This window comes from Hymenobacter gummosus, from assembly GCF_003970915.1.
GTDB lineage: Bacteria > Bacteroidota > Bacteroidia > Cytophagales > Hymenobacteraceae > Solirubrum > Solirubrum gummosum.
Map to the genome: position 1 here is coordinate 622,641 of NZ_RXOF01000001.1, position 17,912 is coordinate 640,552.

Consider the following 17,912-nt stretch of genomic DNA (forward strand, 5'->3'; position numbering starts at 1 on the left):
ATTTGCGCTTATTGCACTCGTATGCTCACCCCAGATTCTTCCCTTACTACCGCTTTCGACGCCGTCGTTATCGGGGCTGGCCCGGTGGGGCTGGCCTGCGCCATCGAGATTCAGCGCCGCGGCCTCTCCGTGGTGGTCGTCGATAAAGGGGCGCTGGTCAACTCCCTGATTGGCTACCCCACCAACATGGAGTTTTTCTCCACGCCCGAACTGCTCGAAATCGGCGGCCACCCCTTCGTGACGGCCAACTACAAACCCCACCGCGAAGAAGGCCTCGACTACTACCAGCGCGTCGCCCGCGCCGAACAGCTGCCGCTGCGCCTCTACGAGCGGGTGCTGCGCCTCGACGGGGAGCCGGCCCAGTACCGCGTCGTGACGGACAAGGGCGAAATCCGGGCCCGCTACGTGGTGGTAGCCACCGGCTTCTACGACGTGCCCGTGAAGCTGAATGTGCCCGGCGAAGAGCTGCCCCACGTCAGCCACTACTACAAGGAGCCCTACCAGCACGCCGGGCAGCGGGTGCTGGTGGTGGGCGCCAAAAACTCGGCCGCCAAGGCCGCTTTGGCCCTCACCCGCGCCGGGGCCCAGGCCACGCTGGTGGTGCGCGGCGCCGAGGTCAGCGCCTCGGTGAAATACTGGATTCGGCCCGACTTGCTCAACCGCATTGCCGAGGGCCGCATCACGGCGCACTTCCAGACGACGGTACAAGCCATTCGCGCCACCGAAGTGGATTTGCTCACGCCCGCCGGCCCGCTCACCGTGCCCGCCGATTACGTGTACGCTCTCACCGGCTACCGTCCCGATTACGCCCTGCTCGCGGCCCTGGGCATCGGCACCCAGCCCGACGCGGCCTGCACGCCCACGTACAATCCTGACACTTTCGAAACGAACCGGCCCGGGGTGTACCTGGCCGGCACTGTGTGCGGGGGGCTGAACACCAGCCGCTGGTTTATCGAAAACGGCCGCCACCACGCCCGCGTCATTGCCGGGCACCTGGCCGGCCAGTAGCCCGCAAAGCACGCGCCGCGGCCCCGCAGCTAGCGGAGCCGCGGCGGGCCGACGGCAACGGGCAAGGGCGCGGCGCCTACTGCTTGGTGTAGGTGAAGGAATAGGTGTGCTCCACGCCCGCGTCGTCGGTGCTCACGCCCGAGAGGCGCATGGTGTTGTCCCCGATTTCCTGCACGTCGTAGCTGTTGTCGTAGGCCAGGCCGGGTACCTTCACGCGCAGCAGCCGGTCGTTCTGCTCCAGGCTCCAAGTGCCGTCGTAGCTCTGCGGGTCGTTGGCGTTGCGCTTGGTGGCGCCTTCGTCGTGGCGCATGGTATTGGGCTTTTCGAAGTGCCACAAATCGTCCCGGTCGAAGGAGTTGCGCTCGGCGTACACGTTGGTTATCAGGCGCCCGTCGGCGGTGCGCACGGCCGGGCTGACGGTACAGGCCGTCTGTACCCAGTTTTTGCCCACCAGCAGCTCGGTAGGGGTTTTCGGGGTTACTTTTTCCTTGTCCTTTTCGCAGGCGGTGAGCAGCGGCAGGGCGGCCAGGGCCAGTAGGGCGAAACGCGTGGTTTTCATAGCGGTAGGTTGGGTTGAGGGGCGTTGTTTGGTGATGCAATGTTAGGCCCCAACCCAGCCAGATACATAATTTTACACAGACACAAATGGGTTATACCAATTCTGAATAAACGAGCCCGGTAACAATAATTCGGTGCGCCGCATCCCATTTACGTGTTATACCCGCGCCGCATTTCAGCCCCCCCCAGCTACTTACGCCCAGCAAAAAGCCCCGGCCTGCCTTGCAGACCGGGGCTTTGCAGCTCCGCACGAATGCCGATTACGGAATCAGCACGCCGCGGTAGTCGTTCGGGTTGGTCAGCGGCAGCGTCGAACCGTACTTGGCGTTGATGGCGCGAATCATTTCGTTGGCCACCACGGCGTAGCCGCGCGGCGTGGGGTGCACCCCGTCGAGCGAGAACAGGTTGCCCGACACGAAGCCGGCCGTGTTGTTGACGCCGTTCGTGACGAAGCCCGACTGGGCTACGCTCCGGAAGAAGGTGTTGGAATCGAAGATGGCCAGGCCCTTCTCGTTGGCTTTGGCTACGATGGCGCTGTTGAAAGCCGTCGTGGCCGCCTGCACATTGGCCTGCTCCGTGGCATCCAGCACGAACTGGTTCGGGATGGGGTTGGACTGCGCCGCCGACAAGCCGGCACCTACCGGGAACGGGTTGCCGGTCGTGGTGGTGCCGATAACGGCCGAGCCCTGCAGCGTTATCAGGTCCGCATCGGTTGCCAGGCGGGTGGTGTTGCCGCTCGAGCCCGTCACCTGGATGTACACGTCCAGGTTGGCGTTGGCGGCCTTGAAGCGCGCCCGGACGTCGGCCACGCGCACGGTGGTAAAGAACGGCACGTTCGTCACGTCCGGAATGGTGGCCACGATGCCCTTGGCCCCGTTGGCCGTCAGCGCGTTGATGATGCGGCTGTTTTTCAGGGCAAACGTGTCGGTGCGGGTGATGACGCCGCCCAGGCCGCCGGTGGTGGCGTAGCCCAGCACGTCGTTGTTGCCCAGCCAGTTGGAGAAGAACGTCGCCGTGGCGGCTTCGGCCTTCACCCGCTGAAAGTAGCTCTGCAGCGGGGTGGTGGTGGGCGTAATCCGCTCGAAGTAAGGGTTGCCCGCCTGGCTGCCGTAGCCCGCCGTGTGGATGTCGCTCAAGCGGATGCCCGGCACGCCCAGGTTATCAACGCGCGTATCAAAGCGCGTGTAGAGCGTGGTGGGCGTGGTAGCCCGGATAGCCAGGTTGTTGGTCACGTTGGCCGTCACGGGCGTGCCCGTGGCCGAGAAGCCCGTCAGGCGCAGGTAGCCCGAGCCGTTGAACTGGGTTTCGGAAAACAAGGGCTGCTCGAAGGCCCCGCCGCCGACCAGGCGGAACTGCCGGGCCAGGATGTTGGGGTAAGAGTTGACCTGCCCTTCGCGGTACAGGCCCCCGTCGGAGAAGCCCGCCGTCAGGGAGTTACCCACGGCGATGTAGCGCGTAAAGTCGGCCGAGCCGGCCTCGAACTTGGGCGAGTGAAACTCGGGCTGGCAGCTGCCCAACCCGAGGCTCAGCAGGGCCAGGGCCGGAAGGGTGTATTTAGCAAGCGTGTTCATACGAGGAACGTCGAGGACGGAATTAGAAGGTGTAGTTCAGCCCGATGCCCGGAATGACGATTTGAGTTTTGTAAGTACCGGCCACGCGGTCGGTGTTGCCATTGGCTACCAGCTCGGCCTGCGTCTGGGTGCGCTTCTGCAGGCTTACAAACTGGGTGGAGAGGTCCACGCCGAAATGCTCCCCGAACTTGTAGCTCAGGCCCACGGTGCCGCCGATGCGGTTGGCGTCGGGCGTTTCGGGGGTTACGTAGCCGTCTTTCACCGGCGAGAGGTCGTAGCTGCCACCGGCGCGCACCGTCAGCCCGTCCGTCACCTGGTACTGGCCGCCAACGCGGAAGGTAAACGAGTCCTTGTAGTCGCGCACCGAGGAGCTGGTGTTCGAGCCGTTGACGGGCTGGTCGAAGGTGAATTCCAGCTGCTTGTAGGCGCTCCACTGGGTGTAGTTCACGTCTAGGCCCAGGGTCAGCTTCTCGGAGGGCATGAAGCCGATGCCCAGGTTGGTGGTGGCCGGCAGCGGGATGGTCACGTCGAACTTGCTGGCGGCGAAGCGGCTGGCAATGACCTCGCTGTTGGGCAGGTTCGAGAAGGTCACGTCGCCACCTTTCACCGTCGCGTCGATTTTCGAGCGGTAGCTCACGCCCACGCTCAGCTTGTCGGTGGGCTTGAAGTACACCCCGGCGTTGAAGCCCAGCTTCTGGTCAGCCTTGCCGTCCAGCTCGATGTGGCCGTACTGCCCATTGGTATTGTTCTGCACCGGAATGTCGCGCTGCAGGTTTACCGAGCCCAGGGCGAAGACCACCAGGCCGGCGCCCACGCTCAGCTTGTCAGTAATAGCGTAGCTGACGGTGGGCTGCACGAAGACGGACTTCAAATCGATTTCGGTCAGGGCGAAGCGGCCTTCCCAGTTGTAGCCGTAGTCGAGCTTGGAGCCGAAGGGCGTGTACACGGCAATGCCCGCCTTCCATTTACCTTCCTGCGGGCCGAAGCCGGCGTAGAGGTTAAAGGGCGTGGTCACGGTATTGTCGAGCTGCCGGTCGGTGTTGTAATACTGCGCGGCCTCGGCGCGGAATACCTGCCGGGCCATCGTAGCGTTGACGCCAATCTGCACGCCCCGCTCGCGCACCATAGCCAGCGCGCCGGGGTTGTAAAACATGGAAGCCTGGTCCAGCGCGAGGCCGGTCCCGACGCCACCCATGCCGTTGTTCTTCTGCCCGGCCAGCGTTACCTGGAACCCGCCCGCCTGAGCGGCCGTGGCGCCCAGCAGAGCACCTCCGGCAAGGAGTAGATTTTTTAGGTTCATACCCGAAGGGAAAAGGGAAAAGGGGTTGTGTGAGCTAAATGTAGGGCGTAAATGCCAACAAACAAGGCGGCATGCCGAGTATTTCACCCAGGAAAGTGAGTAATTACTACCCGGGCTGAATCCATAGTCAAAATACCATTTTTCATATATGAAAAATTCAACACCCAACAACAGTCGTTAATCGGGCGTATTTCCGGTTTGGGCGGGCAATACACGGCGGGTGCGCAAATCCAGGCGCTGCCCGGCCACCAGCAGGTGCACGCGCAGGTTTTCGCCCGCCACCGGCTCGCCGCGCCCGATGCGGCCCAGGTTGTCGTTGCGCAGCTTGGTTCCGTCCACCACCATCACCACCCCGTCGCCGAACACCTCGGCCTCGCGCCCGCCCCGGATGATGACGCCGGTTTCCTGCCCCAGCCCCAGGCCCAGGGCGGCCGGGTGCTGCAGCACCGCGTGGGCCAGCCGCCCGAAGCGGCCCCGCTCGGCAAAGTGCTGGTCGATGATGAGCTGGGGCAGCAGGTGCAGGCCGGCGGCGGTGTGCATACCGCCCTTGGTGAGGGAGCGGGCCCCGTAGCCGGCCACGATCATGGAATCGGGCAGCACGGCCGCCCCGGCACTGGTACCGGCCACGATAAAACCCGGCTCCTGCATGAAGCGGCGACAGAGCACCTCCAGCGCGGGCGTATTCAGCCAGAACTCGGTAATGCGCTCCTGGTCGCCGCCGGTGAAGAACACGGCCCCGGCCCGCTCCAGGCGGCGCAGGGCGGCGGGGCGGTTGGCGGGGTTGCGCTCATCCACGCGCAGCAGGTAGGCGCGGGCGCAGCCCAGCTCGCGCAGGGCGGCCACGTAGTTGCGCCCGGTCTTGACGGCCCGCTGGGTAGCGGCGGTGCTGACGACCTCTACCGGGCCGGCGCCCGGGGGCAGCAGCTCGCAGAGCAGGGCCAGCAGCGCATCGTCGTCGCCGCCGCCGAGGGCCAGGGCGGTACCTTGGGGGAGCGTACGGGCGGGAGGCATAGGCAGGGCGGCGGATAGCAGCTAGGCGGCGGCCAAAGCTACGTGCTGGCGCGGAAAAGGCTACGCCGCCCGGCGGCGCTTGGGTACTGGCGGGCCGTTCGGCAGCCCGGCGCGGGCCGGCCAAGCTCAACCAGCGCCCGGAAGGCCAGCACCTTGCTAATAAACACGTTACAACCGTACCAGCGGGCCGCTGGCGCGGGACCTGGAACCGGTAAATTTTCTCGGAGAAATGATGGTTTCCGGGTCGGATATTTTCGGCGCTTCGGGTACTTTTGCGCGCCGTTTCACCAACTCCCGTTTTGCCTAGCGAAACACCTTCCTTGCCGCTTTTATGACCACGCAACAGCAACTGGCCCTGGCCCAAATTCCGGACCTGCTCGAACAGCGCGACTTGTTTCGCCTCAAGAAGCTTTTGCGAAGTCTGGATACGCCGGAACTGGTAGAGCTGATTGAGGAGCGCGAGGAGCAGGATCAGCTCATCATCTTCCGGCTGCTGCCGCTCACGCGGGCCACGGAAGTGTTTGAGTTTCTGGACCTGGAGGTGCAGCGCCACTTCCTCGAAAGCCTCTCGCAGGAGCGCATTGCCGACATCCTGAACGAGATGTCGCCCGACGACCGCACCGCCCTGCTGGAGTTTCTGCCCGACGACCTGGTGCGGGAGCTGATTCAGACCCTCTCCGAAAAAGAGCGGCGCGTGACCCTGGAGCTGCTGGGCTACCCCGAGTACTCGGTGGGCCGCCTGATGACGCCCGACTACATTGCCGTGCGCGAAGAGTGGACGGTGCAGCAGGTGTTCGACTACATCCGGGAGCACGGCTCCGGCTCCGAGACGGTAAGCGTGGTGTACGTCATCGACGACCGCGGCGTGCTTATCGACGACATTCGCATCCGCGAGTTCCTCTTCGCCAAGCCCGACCAGCGCGTGAGCGAGCTGATGGACCGCCGCTTCGTGCGCCTGCGGGCTATGCAGGACCAGGAAGAGGCCATCGACGTGTTCCGCCGCAACGACCGCACGGCCCTGCCGGTAGTCAACGAAGAGGGCGTGCTGTTCGGCATCGTGACCATCGACGACATCCTGGCCATCCGGGAAGAGGAAGACACCGAGGACATTCAGAAGCTGGGCGGCTCGGAAGCCCTCGATGAGCCCTACCTGGCCACCAGCATCTGGCAGATGGTGCGCAAGCGGGCCGGCTGGCTGGTAATCCTGCTGCTGGGCGAGATGCTCACTACCTCGGCCATGCACCATTTCGAGGACGACTTGCAGAAGGCCGCCGTGCTGGGGCTGTTCATCCCGCTCATCATTTCGGCGGGCGGCAACGCCGGCTCCCAGGCCACGTCGCTGATTATCCGCGCCATGTCCTTGGGCGAGTTTACGCTGGGCGACTGGTGGATGGTGATGCGCCGCGAGCTGGCCTCGGGCCTGCTGCTGGGCGCCATCCTGGGCGTGGTCGGCTCCCTGCGCATTGTGCTCTGGGCCACCCTCATCGATCCGGGCTATTTCGGCTCGTACTGGCAGCTGATTGCCGTGACGGTGGGCATTTCCCTGCTGGGCATCGTGCTCTGGGGCGCCCTGTCGGGGGCCATGCTGCCCATGCTGCTCAAGCGCCTGGGCCTCGACCCGGCCACGGCCTCGGCGCCCTTCGTGGCCACCCTGGTGGACGTGACCGGGCTGATCATCTACTTCTCGGTGGCCACGGCCGTGCTGTCGGGCACGCTGCTCTGAGGCAATGACTGCAAGAGCGACTGATTGAATGCTCAGATGGCACCCATGATGTCAGCTTTCCGGCAGGCAGTGCGCCATGTTATAGATGGCCCCACTGACTGGCGCAGTCCTTGGCGCCAGTCAATCATTCGGTCATGCGCTCATTCAATCATTGCCCTGCTGCTTGGCGGCTGCGCCGCGGTGGGCCGCGTTAGCCAGCTGGAAGACGGCTGGTACCGGGCCATGCACCTGGGCGGCGCCGATTCGCTGGCGCGGCAGCTGAGCCGGCAGGAGCTGTACGTGCAGCAGCACGCCGATACTCTGCTGCTGATTCCGCGCTCGGCCCCCACGCCGCGGGCCCGCCGCTACCAGTTGCGGCCCGACCACCACGCGCTGCTGCTCAACCGCCGCTTCGACCTGGACGTGTTTACCATCCCGGTGAAAGTGCGGCCGGCCCGGGCGGGGGTGCCGGTTCAGCTGAACACCACCTTCAACGCGGCCGTGTACCTGGGCCGGCGGCTCGATTTTTACTACCTCAGCCAGCAGGCCGTCACGCCCTGGCACCGTGCTGCGCGCATCCGCGCTACGGGCCTGGGCTACGGCGCTTTCCTGGGCCTGGGCTCCACGGCCATTACCGCCGACGTTACGGGCCGGGCGGGCGGCCCCGAGTACGAGGGCTTCGTGCTGCACGCGGGCGCCGCCACGCTGTACGACGCGCGCAGCTTCAACGTGGGCCTGGCCGCGGGCCTCGACCACCTGCTCGGTCCCGACCGCCGGGTGTGGATTTACCAGCACCGGCCCTGGGTTGGCATCCTGTTCGGCCTGGATCTGAACTAGAGCCGGTGGACGGTAGCCGCCTATCGACTTTAAGACGCAGCTAGAAGTCCTGCCGCCGGTTCGCCTTTTTTTCGCTGTTTTTCTTTTTGGCTTCGAGGCGCTTGCGTACGGCGCCGGCGCTGGGCTTGGTGGCTTTGCGGGGCTTGGGCCGGTGCAGGGCTTTCAGCAGCGCGTCGTGCAGCTTCTTGAGGGCCAGCTCCTTGTTGCGCAGCTGGCTGCGGTCTTCCTGCGCGGTGACGACCAGCAGGCCGTCGGCGGTGAGCTGAGGACCAATTTTCTCTAGGATGCGCTGCTTCTGCTCCTCGCTCAGCAACAGGGAATTGGCCACGTCGAAGCGCAGCTCCACCCGCGACTCCACCTTGTTCACGTTTTGCCCGCCCGGCCCGCTGCTGCGGCTGGTTTGCACCTGGAGTTCGGACCAGAAAGCTTCGGGGGCGGGTAGCATGGATGGGGTGGTTGATAATGGGCAACGACTCGTTGCGTCTTCCTTATTCGCAAGCGGGCAAAGATGGTTGATTGCGGGCAGTGAAGTATTCTGCGCCGGAACCGTGCCGCGGGCGCCGTAGCGCGGACAGCCCTGCCGGTCCATACAAGCAGTAACCGCCCACCGGCCGGAGCCAGCGGGCGGTTACCCCCCAATGAGTGGAAAATTTAGGCTACCGGCTGAGCTGCGGCAGCCTGGAAGGCTGGGGCAAACACCTCGGCGGCAAAGGCTTCCAGCGTGGTGGGCGTGGTATTGGCGGCGGTGCGCGTTTCGTGCACCATGGCCCGCTCCTCGTTCAGGGTCTGGCTCATTTCCAGGTACAAATCGGCCATCGACTCCGAGAGGCCGGCGCCCATCATGCCCTGCTTGGCCTGATCGAGGGGGAAGGGCACGTAGGGCAGCCCGGGGCGGCCGATGGCCTGGCCGATAATTCGGGCGGCTTCGGCCAGGGTGTAGCTGCGCGGACCCAGCAACAGCTGCTCCTGGTGGCCGGCGGGCAGGGCGGGCCCGTCGAGCAGCGCGGCGGCGCGGGCGGCAATGTCGCGGGTGGCAATCATGGGGAAGCTCACATCGGGGCGGATAGCCGAGCCGGTGATGCCGGGGCCGAGGATGAGGCCGATGTTGGCCAGCAGGTTTTCCATGAAGTAGGCTGGGCGCAGGTGCACCACGTGCAGGCCCTCGATGGCGTTGAGGCGCTGCTCCTGGCGGTGCACGCTCACGATGGGGCCGGTGCCGCTGGGCAAGTCGGCGGCAATGCTGCTCAGATTGACCACCTGCCGCAGGCCCGACTGGCGCAGGGACTCGGCCACGGCGGCACCCAGCTCGTCCTGGGCCGCCAGCACGTCGGGCGCCACGGCGTTGGGCGGCAGCATCAGAAAGGCGGCGTCGGCGCCGCGCAGCACTTCCGCCAGGAAGGCCACGTCGCTGAGCTGGCCGGGGCGGATGTCGGCGCCGGCCTGGGCCAGCGGAGTCAGGGCTTCGACGGAGCGGGCGACGGCCGTGACGCGGTGGCCGCGGCCGAGCAGGTGGTGAACGAGGGCGGAGCCAATGTGGCCGGTGGCACCGGTCACGACAATGTGCTTTTGCATGGCTGAAACGGTAAGGGTCAGTTGTTTGAGTGACAACCCGCTGCGTGTCATTGGATTGCCCGACAAAGGAAGGCGCCTTACTGTCTTTTTCGCAAGTACCTACTTTTAGGTATGGCACCTACCTTTTTGAAAGTTTTGCTGATCTTCAGGCCAATAAATTTTCACCATGGATAAACTTACCAAGCAGCAGCAGGCCTCGCAGCAGTGGCAGGCCAGCACCACCCCGCCCCCGCCCAACGCCTACTGCCCCGTGCGCACCACCCTGAACGTGCTCGGCGGCAAGTGGAAGCTGCTCATCCTCTCCTACCTGCTGCACGAGCCGCGCCGCTACGGGGAGCTGAAGCGCCTGGTCCCGGAAATCACCGAGAAAATGCTGATTCAGGAGCTGCGGGAGCTGGAGCTGGACGGCATCGTGGCGCGGCGGGTGTACCAGCAGGTGCCGCCCAAAGTGGAGTACTACCTCACCGATCTGGGTCAGGAGGTCAAGCCCCTGTTTCAGGCCCTGGTGGGCTGGGGCCAGGACTACATACAGCGCACCGGCGTGCCTGCGCCGGTGTTCTGAATTCCGGGCCGCCGGCCTTTGTCAACTACGGCACAATCCGCAAATTCTTGACTAACAGCTGCTAACCGCGCCGCGCCATAAAAGTATCCAGCCCTTGGCGGGCAGTGGCGCGCACCTTGGGCTGCAGCCAGGGCGTCCAGCCCAGCAGCCAGCCCACCGGCCCCAGCGCCTGCCGCGACCAGCGCCAGAAGCTGAACTCATCACGGTGGCTGAGGATGAGTCCGTCGCGAAAAGTGAAGTGGGCCCGGATGTGGTTGTGCACCGGCCGCCCCGTTTGTCCGAAGGTATAGTGCGCGTCCCAGGTGGCGCGGCCCTGCTGTTCGTCGGCCTGAATGTCGTTGTACGTCAGGCGCAGATCCTTGCCGCGGGTGCAGAGCATGTGCCACATGGCGCCAATTTCGGAGCCGCGCAGCCGGAAAGCCGGATCCTCGAAGGTGGCCTCGGAGTGGTAGCAGGCGGCCATGGCGGCGTGGTCGCGTCGCTGAAAGGCCTGGTAGAAGCGGTGCAGCAGTTCTTCGTGCGAGGTCATGGCAGGGGGCGGGGCGCAAGCGTGGGCCTAAAGCTGGCGAAAAAGCGGCGCTTGGCGGCTGCGGCTTCCTCGGCCGGCCACAGTAGCGACGATGGCACCTGGGGCCAGGCAAGGGCGGGAATGTTTCGCACATCTACTATCTTGAATATTCCAACCGTTTCTTCCCGGATAACATGAAAACAACCCTCCTCCCCCGCCTGGCCCTGCCGCTGCTGCTGGCCGTCCTGCCCATCCTCGGCCCCGCTACGGCGGCCCCCGTGGTAGCTGCCGTGCCCGTGGCCGATGCCCGCGAAGTGCGCAACGTGGCCGCTTTTTCCAAGCTGACGCTGGCTACCTCGGCCGAGGTAATTCTGGAGCAGGGCAGCACCCAGAAAGTAGAGCTCGAGGGCCTGCCCGAAGACCTCAAGGAAATCGAAACCACCGTGGACGGCGGCAAGCTGCGCATCGGCACCGTCAGCAAAACGGGCCTGAACTGGCGCGGCCTGACAGGCCGGGTGCGCGTGTACGTGACCATGACCAAGGTGGAGGCTCTGAGCGTGAGCGGCTCGGGCAGCATTCAGGCCGCCAAGGAACTGCGCGGCGGCACCATGACGGTGGCCGTCAGCGGCTCGGGGCGGCTGCAGGCGCCGCTGGCCGCCGAAAGCGTGGAAGCCAGCATCAGCGGCTCGGGTGGCCTGCGGCTCAGCGGCAGCACTAAGGCGCTGTCCACCCACATCAGCGGCTCGGGCAGCATTCAGGCCACGGAGCTGCAGGCGGCCACCTGCGAGGCCCACATCAGCGGCTCGGGCAACTGCCGCGTCAACGTCAGCCAGACCCTCGACGCGCACATCAGCGGCTCGGGCAGCGTGCACTACGCCGGCTCGCCCAAGGTCACCTCGCGCATTGCCGGCAGCGGCCGGGTCAGCAAGGGGTAATGAGGAAATCAGGTAATTAAGGGCTTAGGCAACCAGAACGTCATCCTGACGAAGGAAGGACCTGCCTCTTAGCCTGCACTTACGCTGATAACAACGAGCAGACGCCAATCGAATAGAACGATGCAAGCGCAGCCACCACGCCCCAGACGATTGGGCGTTGGTGGCTGCGCTTTCAGGTTCGTGCAAGGTGCGAGGAAGGTCCTTCCTTCGTCAGGATGACGTTCTGGTTGCCTAATCACCTAGTTCCCTAATCCTCCTAATCACTCAATGACCACTTTGCTGGTGCCGCGGCCTTCCGGCGTGGTGAGGCGTAGCAGGTAGACGCCGCGGGGCAGCTTGGTCTGCACCTGCTGCTCCCAGGAGCCGGGCACCAGCTGGAGCTGCTGCACCACGCGGCCGTGCACATCCAGCAACTCCAAGCGAGTATCGGCCGTGGCGGCTTGCTTGAGTGCCACCGTAAACTGCCCGCCGTTGGGGTTGGGGTGCACCGTGACGACCGGCGCTGCGCCTTCATCCGCGCCCAGGCGCACGGCTACTGGTTCGCTCACGGTATTGGTGCCGTCCTTATCGATCTGGCGCAGGCGGTAGTAGCTCAGGCCGGGCCGGGGCCGGGCGTCGAGGTAGCGGTAGCGGCGGAGCGTGGTGCTGTTGCCGGCCCCGGGCGTTTCTCCCACGACGGTGTAGCTGCGCCCATCGGTGGAGCGCTCCAGCTCGAAATGGTCGTTGTTGATTTCCTGGGCCGTTTCCCACTGCAGCTCCACCTGCCGGCCGAGCGGGCGGGCCCGGAAGCTCAGCAGCGTGATGGGCAGCGGCCCGCGGGCGGCCTGCACCGCCGAGCACAGCAGCGTGGTGGGTAGCAGCTGCCGGGCCACGCCGGCGTCGGGGCTTTCCCATTCCAGCGTGAGCACGTTGCCGCCGTTGTACTCCCCGTAGTGAATCAGCAGGTTGTGCAGGCCGGCCGGCAAAAACACCGTGCCGCTGATGGTGCGCGGCGGGTGCCCGGTGCCGTTGTCGATAAGGGCGGTGGGCAGGGCCGGCGGCGAAGCCAGGGCCGCGTCGTCGAGCCAGAGGTAGGAGGCATCGTCGGAGGTGAGGTGGAAGGTGTAGTTGCCGGCGGTGGCCACGTACACGCTGCCCCGGTACCGGGCGCTGAAGCGGTCCGGGTCGGCGTTGGAGCCCAGGGCGGGCGGGGCCACGTCGCCCCAGCTGCCGGGGGCGCCGAAGTTCAGCTGCGGGTCGATGCGGGCAAAGGCCGGGGAGTTCAGCTTGAAGAAGGCCTGGTTGTTGGGCAAGTCATCGAAGTAGCCCGCGTAGTACTCCCCGTACAGCCCGGCGGCCACCAGCTGCCCGCTGGGGTCGGTGCCGCTGCAGCCGACGGGCGGCGGAGGCGTCACCACGAACAAAAAGGCCAGCGGCTGCTCCAGGGCGCCCTCAGCGTTGTACACGGCCACGCCCACGTCGTAGCGGCCCTCGGGCACGGTGGCCGCGGCTGTGAGCACGCCGGTAGTGGCGTTGATGCTAATGCCCGCCGGCAGACTGGCCGGGCGCAGCAACGCAAAGCCGGCCACCGGCAGCGGGCTGCTCACCGTGGGCGTGGCCGACGATACCGCCCGGCCATTGACGGTGGAGGCGCTGCCCGGCGCGTAGTTCAGGGCCGTGGGCGGCTGGCGCTGGGGCTGCACCACCGAGCACAGCGCGGCCGCCGGCACCGGCTGCCGCGCCAGGCCCGCCGCCTCCGATTTCCACTCCAGCGTGAGCACGTTGCCGCCGCCGTCTTCCCCGTAGTGAATCAGCACGTTGTGCAGGCCCGCGGTCAGAAATACCGTGACGGAGTCGGTGCGGGCCGCGTGCAGGCCGCCGTTGTTGATGGCGGCGCGGGCCGTCTGGGCGGGGGCGTCGAGGGCGGCGTTGCCGAGCCAGAGAAAGGAGGCGTCGTCGGAAGTCAGGTAGAAGGTGTAGCTGCCGGTAACGGGCGCGTACAGGCTGCCGCGCAGCCGCACGCTGAACTCGTCGGGGTCGGCAGCCGAGCCGCCGGCCGGCGGCACGATGCCGCCCCAGCTGGGCGTGCCGGTAAAGTTCACCAGGGCATCGACGCGCCGCAGCCCGGGGGTATTGGCCTGGAAGAAGCCGTGGTCGTTGGCGAAGTAGCCGGCGTAGTACTCGCCGTACAGGCCGCGGGCCGGGGCCGCGCCGCCGGGGTCGAGGCCGGTGCAGCCCGAGGGCGGCGGCGGGGCAATGTCGAAGGTAAATACGCTGCCGAAGGTGCTGGTGCCGCTGGCGTTGGTCAGCGCCACCGCCACCACGTACACGCCGCTGGGCACGGTGGCCGCTGCCGTCAGCACGCCGGTAGCGGCGTCGATGCTGATGCCGGCCGGCAGGCTCCCGGCGTTGGCAATGGCAAAGGCGGTAATGGGCTGGCCGCCGTCGTTGACGGTGGGCACCGGTGAGCTGACGGCCGCGCCGGCCGCCACGCCCGCCGTGCTGGGCGCGTAGCTGATGCCCTGGGGCACCTGCAGCACGTTCTGAATGGCCGTGCACAGGTTGGCGCTGGGTACCAGTTGCCGCGCAATGCCCGCCGCCGCCGACTCCCACTCCCAGGTCAGGGTGTTGCCGTACAGGTCTTCGCCGTAGTGAATCAGCACGCTGTGCAGGCCGGCCGAGAGAAACACGGTGGCGCTGCGCTCCAAAGGCCCGTGCCCGCCCCCGTTGTCGATGAGGGCCTGGGCCGTCTGGGCCGGCAGGGCCTGGGAGGCCGCGTCGAGCCACATGTAGGAGGCGTCGTCGGAGGTCAGGTAAAAGGTGTAGCTGCCGGCCACGGGCACGTACAGGCTGCCGCGGTAGCGGGCACTGAACTGCTGCGGGTCGGCGTTGGTGTTCTGGGCCGGGGGCACCAGGTTGCCCCAGCTGCCGGTAGTCGGAAAGTTCAGCTGCGCATCGATGCGCACAAGGTCGGCGGGGTTGGAAGTGAAAAACGACTGGTCATCGTTGAAGTACCCGGCGTAGTATTCGGCATAGAGCCCGTTGGTGGCGGGGTTGCCGCTGGGGTCGGGTCTGGTGCAGCCAGTGGGCTGGGCCCCGGCGTACTGCGTGGCGGACAGTAGCAGGGCGAGCAGCCAGCAGCTTCGGAGCAGAAACAGCGAGAAGTGCTTCATATCCAGTCAAGCTTTGAAATGGTGGAGAATAGGCGGCGACTGTACTGAATATACTTTATATTATTACTTTTTGTATGATATTTATAATATTATTTTCTTAAAAGTTAATTCTTCCATGGAAATACACAAATAAGTACCGATGCCTCCCGTCTGTACAATCGTTTCTCCAGCCTCAGTAATCAGGTGTAAAAAGCCTTTGCCGGACTCAAAAGCCACAAAGAAGACGGGCCGCCGTGCTTGCGCACAGCGGCCCGCCGCGTTGGAGCCCGAAAGCCGGGGCTGACCCGCTCCGACCTAATTGCCAAACAGCCCGCCGCCCGAGCGGCTCTTTTCCTTTTTCTTGTCGCGCTTCTTGTCCTTGTCCCGCTCGAAAATGCCACCCATAAAGGAGGTTTTCTCCTTGATCAGCACGTAGCGCACCGACACGGCCGTGGGAAAGCGCAGCCACTCGTCGTTGTTCAGCTCGAAGCTGGGCTTGAAGTCGGCGGCTACCACGAAGGGCAGAATGGGCAGCTTCCACTCGGCGCCCACCATGGCATCGAAGCCGCCGACGGCGCCGAAGTCCTTGTGCCGACCGGCGTGCGCACCCGCCCCGAAGTAGTAGTTCAGGCTGGGGCCGAGGATGGGGAAGTGCCGCTCAATCAGCACGGTGCCCGTCACCTCGCGGGAGCGGAGCAGAGCAATGCCTTCCAGGGTGGTTTTCTCGAAGATTTTCTGCTGGGCGGTGAGGCCGTAATTGCCGCTGCCCAGGCGCACCCCCAGAGCGGTGCGGTATTTCTGGGCGGCGGCGGGCAGGGTCAGCAGCAGGGCCGCCAGCACGGGCAGCCGGCGAAGAAACGAATGTGGCATGCGGAGGAAAGCGTAGGGCGCGGACTTCGTTAACGAGGCAGCGGCAGGCAAAGTACGGGCCAGAGCGGCCCATGTTCCGCATTAGCGGCTTCGCCCCTACCGCTGCTCCCGCACGAACGGCACGGTACCCTGCTGGCCGCCGTCGGTCCAGCGCAGCACGTACCAGCCGGCTTTGAGCGGGGGCAGCACCACGCTCAGCGTCCCGATGCCGGCCTGGGGCACCACCAGGCGCTGCCCGCCGTAGTAGCGGCCCAGCGCGTCGTAGATGCGCACGATAAAATCGTTGGTGGCGGCCGGGGCGTCGTACTCCAGCTGCAGCTGCGGGCCGGTGGCGGGGTTCGGAAACACGGCCACGGCCGGGCCGCCCGCCGCGGCCCGGGCGCCCACCGGCGCCGCGGGCAGGGCCAGGCCATTGGTCAGCAGCACCTGCAGGCGGTAGTAGGCCAGGCCGCCGAGGGGCTGGGCATCGGTGTAAGAATAGCCGCCGGCGCCGGTGGCGGGCAGCTGGGTCAGGCGCGTCCAGGTCTGGCGGTCGGGGCTGCGCTCCACGGCAAAGGCCTGCACGTTGCACTCGTTGCGGGTGGGCCAGCTCAGCAGCACGCGGCCGTCCTGCCCCCGGGTCGAAAGCGGGGCCGTGAGCGGGGCGGGCTGCTCGGGGGCCGGGCCGCAGCTGGCCGGAGCCAGGCTGCGCAGCTGCACGGTGTAGCCGCCCAGCACGTCGCGCCCGAAGCTGAGCTGGCGGTTCACCGCGGCCCGGGCCACGGCGAAGTGCATCACGGCCACGCCCGGGGCAATGACGTGGCCGAGCTGCTGGGCGTGGCCCAGCTCGTGCAGCACCACGGTTTCGAAGTCGAACTGCGTAGCGGCGGGCAGGCCGGGCCCGAACTGCCAGTTGATGGCGTCGTCGAACTGCATGTCCACTTCCTTGACCCAGAAGCGCAGCTGCCCGCTGGCGTCGCGGCAGCCGAGGTAGTAGCTGGTGGTGCGGCCCAGGATGTTGCCGGGCAGCTCGGCGCCCTGGTCGAATTCCAGGGCGTTGACGTCGTCGGAGGCAATGCCGCGGGCCGTGCGGGCGCTGCCCAGGTCCCAGTTGATGGCCGTCTGGCAGCGCCAGCTGCTGAGGGCCCGGCCAAAGGCAGCCAGCGCGGCGGCGTTGCCGGCAAACGCGGCGTCGGGCCGGAAGCTGTAGCCGCCCTGCCCGTTCTGGTTGATGTGCCCGGCCGCCAGGGTGGTGCCCGAGGTGGTTTCCTGCACGTTGCTCACGGCGTAGCGCACCGTCAGCGGCAGGACGCTGGTGGCGGTTTGCTGGTCGGCCGTGACTACCCGCACCGGACCGGTGCCGGCGGGCCGGCCCTCGGCGCTGTACGAGGGCACCCGCACCCGGATGCGCGTATCGGACCAGCTGACGACGTCCCGGTCGAGGGCGCGGGTGAAGGAGGCGCCCCCGTCGTCGGCGTTGCGAAACTCCACGGCCCCGCGGCTGCCGCCGAAGCCCACCCCGTCGATGGTCAGCACCGAATCGATACCGGCGGCAATGTTGCGCGGGCTCAGGCCGCTGATGAGCGGCGCGTCGACGCCGTTGGGGCCGCGCCGGGCCGGCGGCGGGCTCAGGCGGCGGGCCAGGGCGGTGGTCAGGGCCGGGTTCGGGGCCAGCTCGCGCAGGGGTTGGCCGGTCAGCTCCAGCTGCTGCTGGTAGAAGGCCGGGCCCACGAGCGGGTACTGGCGGAAGGGCTCGGCGGCGCGGGCCGCGGGCACGTCGTAGCGGATAAAGCCCTGCTGGCTGGCGTAGGCGGCCCAGGCGGCGGGCTGCGAGACGCCGGGGAAGCTGGCCGGCGTCAGAAACAGCAGGCCCTGCTGGCCCACGCTCAGGCTCAGCGTGTTGGTGAGCGTTTCGCGGGCGAGGTCCACGGTGCCGCCCTCGGTCAGCACGGTCAGCGGGGCGCCGGCGGTCCACTGGCCTTTCAGCAGCTTGTACACGCGCAGGGTGCTGGCCGTGTAGATGTGGCGGTGGGCCTCGTCCCAGAAGCTGCGCTGGCTGAGCACTTCGGCCTCCACCACCAAGGTGGCCGCCCGGGCGCGCTGGGCAGCATCGAGGGGCAGCAGCAGGCAGTGGGCGGCGGCGGGCTCGGCGGGCTGCGCCAGGGCGGCCCGGCCGGCCCCGGCCAGCAGCAGGAGTACACCAAGAATCCTCCAGTGGCGGATAGTAGCAAGTGCGGGCATAGGCAGCGGGGCAATCAGCGGGCGGTCAGCCAACATACGACTATTTCACTGCCACGGACGCCGCCGCTGCCCCGCGGTTTGCAACCAACGGTGCCCCGTCTGAATCCCAGCAGTATCAACTCAACCC

General features: G+C 66.5%; 15 protein-coding genes. 5 read left to right on the top strand and 10 right to left on the bottom strand.

The features are described 5' to 3' along the window. Nucleotides 1-21: 21 nt before the first annotated feature. Nucleotides 22-1,008: a YpdA family putative bacillithiol disulfide reductase gene (locus EJV47_RS02695; RefSeq protein WP_126691588.1), complete on the top strand. Its 987-nt coding sequence runs from the start codon at nt 22-24 to the stop codon at nt 1,006-1,008. A gap of 76 nt (nt 1,009-1,084) precedes the next feature. Here the strand turns inward: EJV47_RS02695 and EJV47_RS02700 are convergent, their stop codons facing one another. The 4 genes from EJV47_RS02700 to EJV47_RS02715 form a co-directional block, all read right to left on the bottom strand. Further along, entirely contained in the window at nt 1,085-1,567 is a 483-nt protein-coding gene (locus tag EJV47_RS02700; protein ID WP_126691589.1) for a hypothetical protein, read from the bottom strand. Nucleotides 1,568-1,826: 259 nt separating this feature from the next. Then, nucleotides 1,827-3,137, bottom strand: a complete 1,311-nt coding sequence (locus tag EJV47_RS02705) for an SGNH/GDSL hydrolase family protein (RefSeq protein ID WP_126691590.1) — start codon at nt 3,135-3,137, stop codon at nt 1,827-1,829. Between the two features lie 22 nt (nt 3,138-3,159). Then, entirely contained in the window at nt 3,160-4,437 is a 1,278-nt protein-coding gene (locus tag EJV47_RS02710) for an OmpP1/FadL family transporter (RefSeq protein ID WP_126691591.1), read from the bottom strand. A 177-nt stretch (nt 4,438-4,614) separates the two neighbouring features. Then, the gene (locus EJV47_RS02715) at nt 4,615-5,448 is read right to left on the bottom strand and encodes a cyanophycinase (protein ID WP_126691592.1); all 834 of its coding nucleotides are present in this window, start codon (nt 5,446-5,448) and stop codon (nt 4,615-4,617) included. Nucleotides 5,449-5,779: 331 nt separating this feature from the next. On the opposite strand from EJV47_RS02715, the gene mgtE reads away from it, so the two are divergent. Both mgtE and EJV47_RS02725 read left to right on the top strand, forming a co-directional pair. Next, nucleotides 5,780-7,171, top strand: a complete 1,392-nt coding sequence (mgtE, locus tag EJV47_RS02720; RefSeq protein ID WP_126691593.1) for a magnesium transporter — start codon at nt 5,780-5,782, stop codon at nt 7,169-7,171. Between the two features lie 180 nt (nt 7,172-7,351). Then, the gene (locus tag EJV47_RS02725) at nt 7,352-7,987 is read left to right on the top strand and encodes a hypothetical protein (RefSeq protein ID WP_126691594.1); all 636 of its coding nucleotides are present in this window, start codon (nt 7,352-7,354) and stop codon (nt 7,985-7,987) included. Nucleotides 7,988-8,027: 40 nt separating this feature from the next. Here EJV47_RS02725 and arfB read toward each other — a convergent pair whose 3' ends face one another. Further along, nucleotides 8,028-8,432, bottom strand: a complete 405-nt coding sequence (gene arfB, locus EJV47_RS02730) for an alternative ribosome rescue aminoacyl-tRNA hydrolase ArfB (RefSeq protein WP_126691595.1) — start codon at nt 8,430-8,432, stop codon at nt 8,028-8,030. A gap of 206 nt (nt 8,433-8,638) precedes the next feature. Then, nucleotides 8,639-9,559, bottom strand: a complete 921-nt coding sequence (locus EJV47_RS02735) for an NmrA family NAD(P)-binding protein (RefSeq protein ID WP_165903590.1) — start codon at nt 9,557-9,559, stop codon at nt 8,639-8,641. A 166-nt stretch (nt 9,560-9,725) separates the two neighbouring features. Between EJV47_RS02735 and EJV47_RS02740 the strand changes: the two genes are divergently transcribed. Continuing rightward, nucleotides 9,726-10,121, top strand: a complete 396-nt coding sequence (locus EJV47_RS02740) for a winged helix-turn-helix transcriptional regulator (protein WP_126691597.1) — start codon at nt 9,726-9,728, stop codon at nt 10,119-10,121. Between the two features lie 61 nt (nt 10,122-10,182). On the opposite strand, the gene EJV47_RS02745 is transcribed toward EJV47_RS02740, so the two are convergent. Continuing rightward, nucleotides 10,183-10,650 (bottom strand): nuclear transport factor 2 family protein, encoded by a 468-nt coding sequence (locus EJV47_RS02745; RefSeq protein WP_126691598.1) that lies wholly within the window; start codon nt 10,648-10,650, stop codon nt 10,183-10,185. A gap of 173 nt (nt 10,651-10,823) precedes the next feature. Here EJV47_RS02745 and EJV47_RS02750 point away from each other — a divergent pair, with 173 nt between their 5' ends. Next, on the top strand, nt 10,824-11,564 hold the full coding sequence (locus tag EJV47_RS02750) for a head GIN domain-containing protein (RefSeq protein WP_126691599.1): 741 nt from the start codon (nt 10,824-10,826) through the stop codon (nt 11,562-11,564). 260 nt (nt 11,565-11,824) lie between these two features. Here EJV47_RS02750 and EJV47_RS02755 read toward each other — a convergent pair whose 3' ends face one another. The 3 genes from EJV47_RS02755 to EJV47_RS02765 form a co-directional block, all read right to left on the bottom strand. Further along, nucleotides 11,825-14,716 carry a PA14 domain-containing protein gene (locus EJV47_RS02755; RefSeq protein ID WP_126691600.1) on the bottom strand — a complete coding sequence of 964 codons (2,892 nt, stop codon included), beginning with the start codon at nt 14,714-14,716 and terminating at the stop codon, nt 11,825-11,827. A gap of 294 nt (nt 14,717-15,010) precedes the next feature. Further along, nucleotides 15,011-15,565 carry a hypothetical protein gene (locus tag EJV47_RS02760; protein ID WP_126691601.1) on the bottom strand — a complete coding sequence of 185 codons (555 nt, stop codon included), beginning with the start codon at nt 15,563-15,565 and terminating at the stop codon, nt 15,011-15,013. A gap of 96 nt (nt 15,566-15,661) precedes the next feature. Continuing rightward, a complete protein-coding gene (locus tag EJV47_RS02765) occupies nt 15,662-17,785 on the bottom strand; it encodes a T9SS type A sorting domain-containing protein (protein ID WP_126691602.1) in 2,124 nt (707 codons plus the stop codon). Nucleotides 17,786-17,912 lie beyond the last annotated feature (127 nt).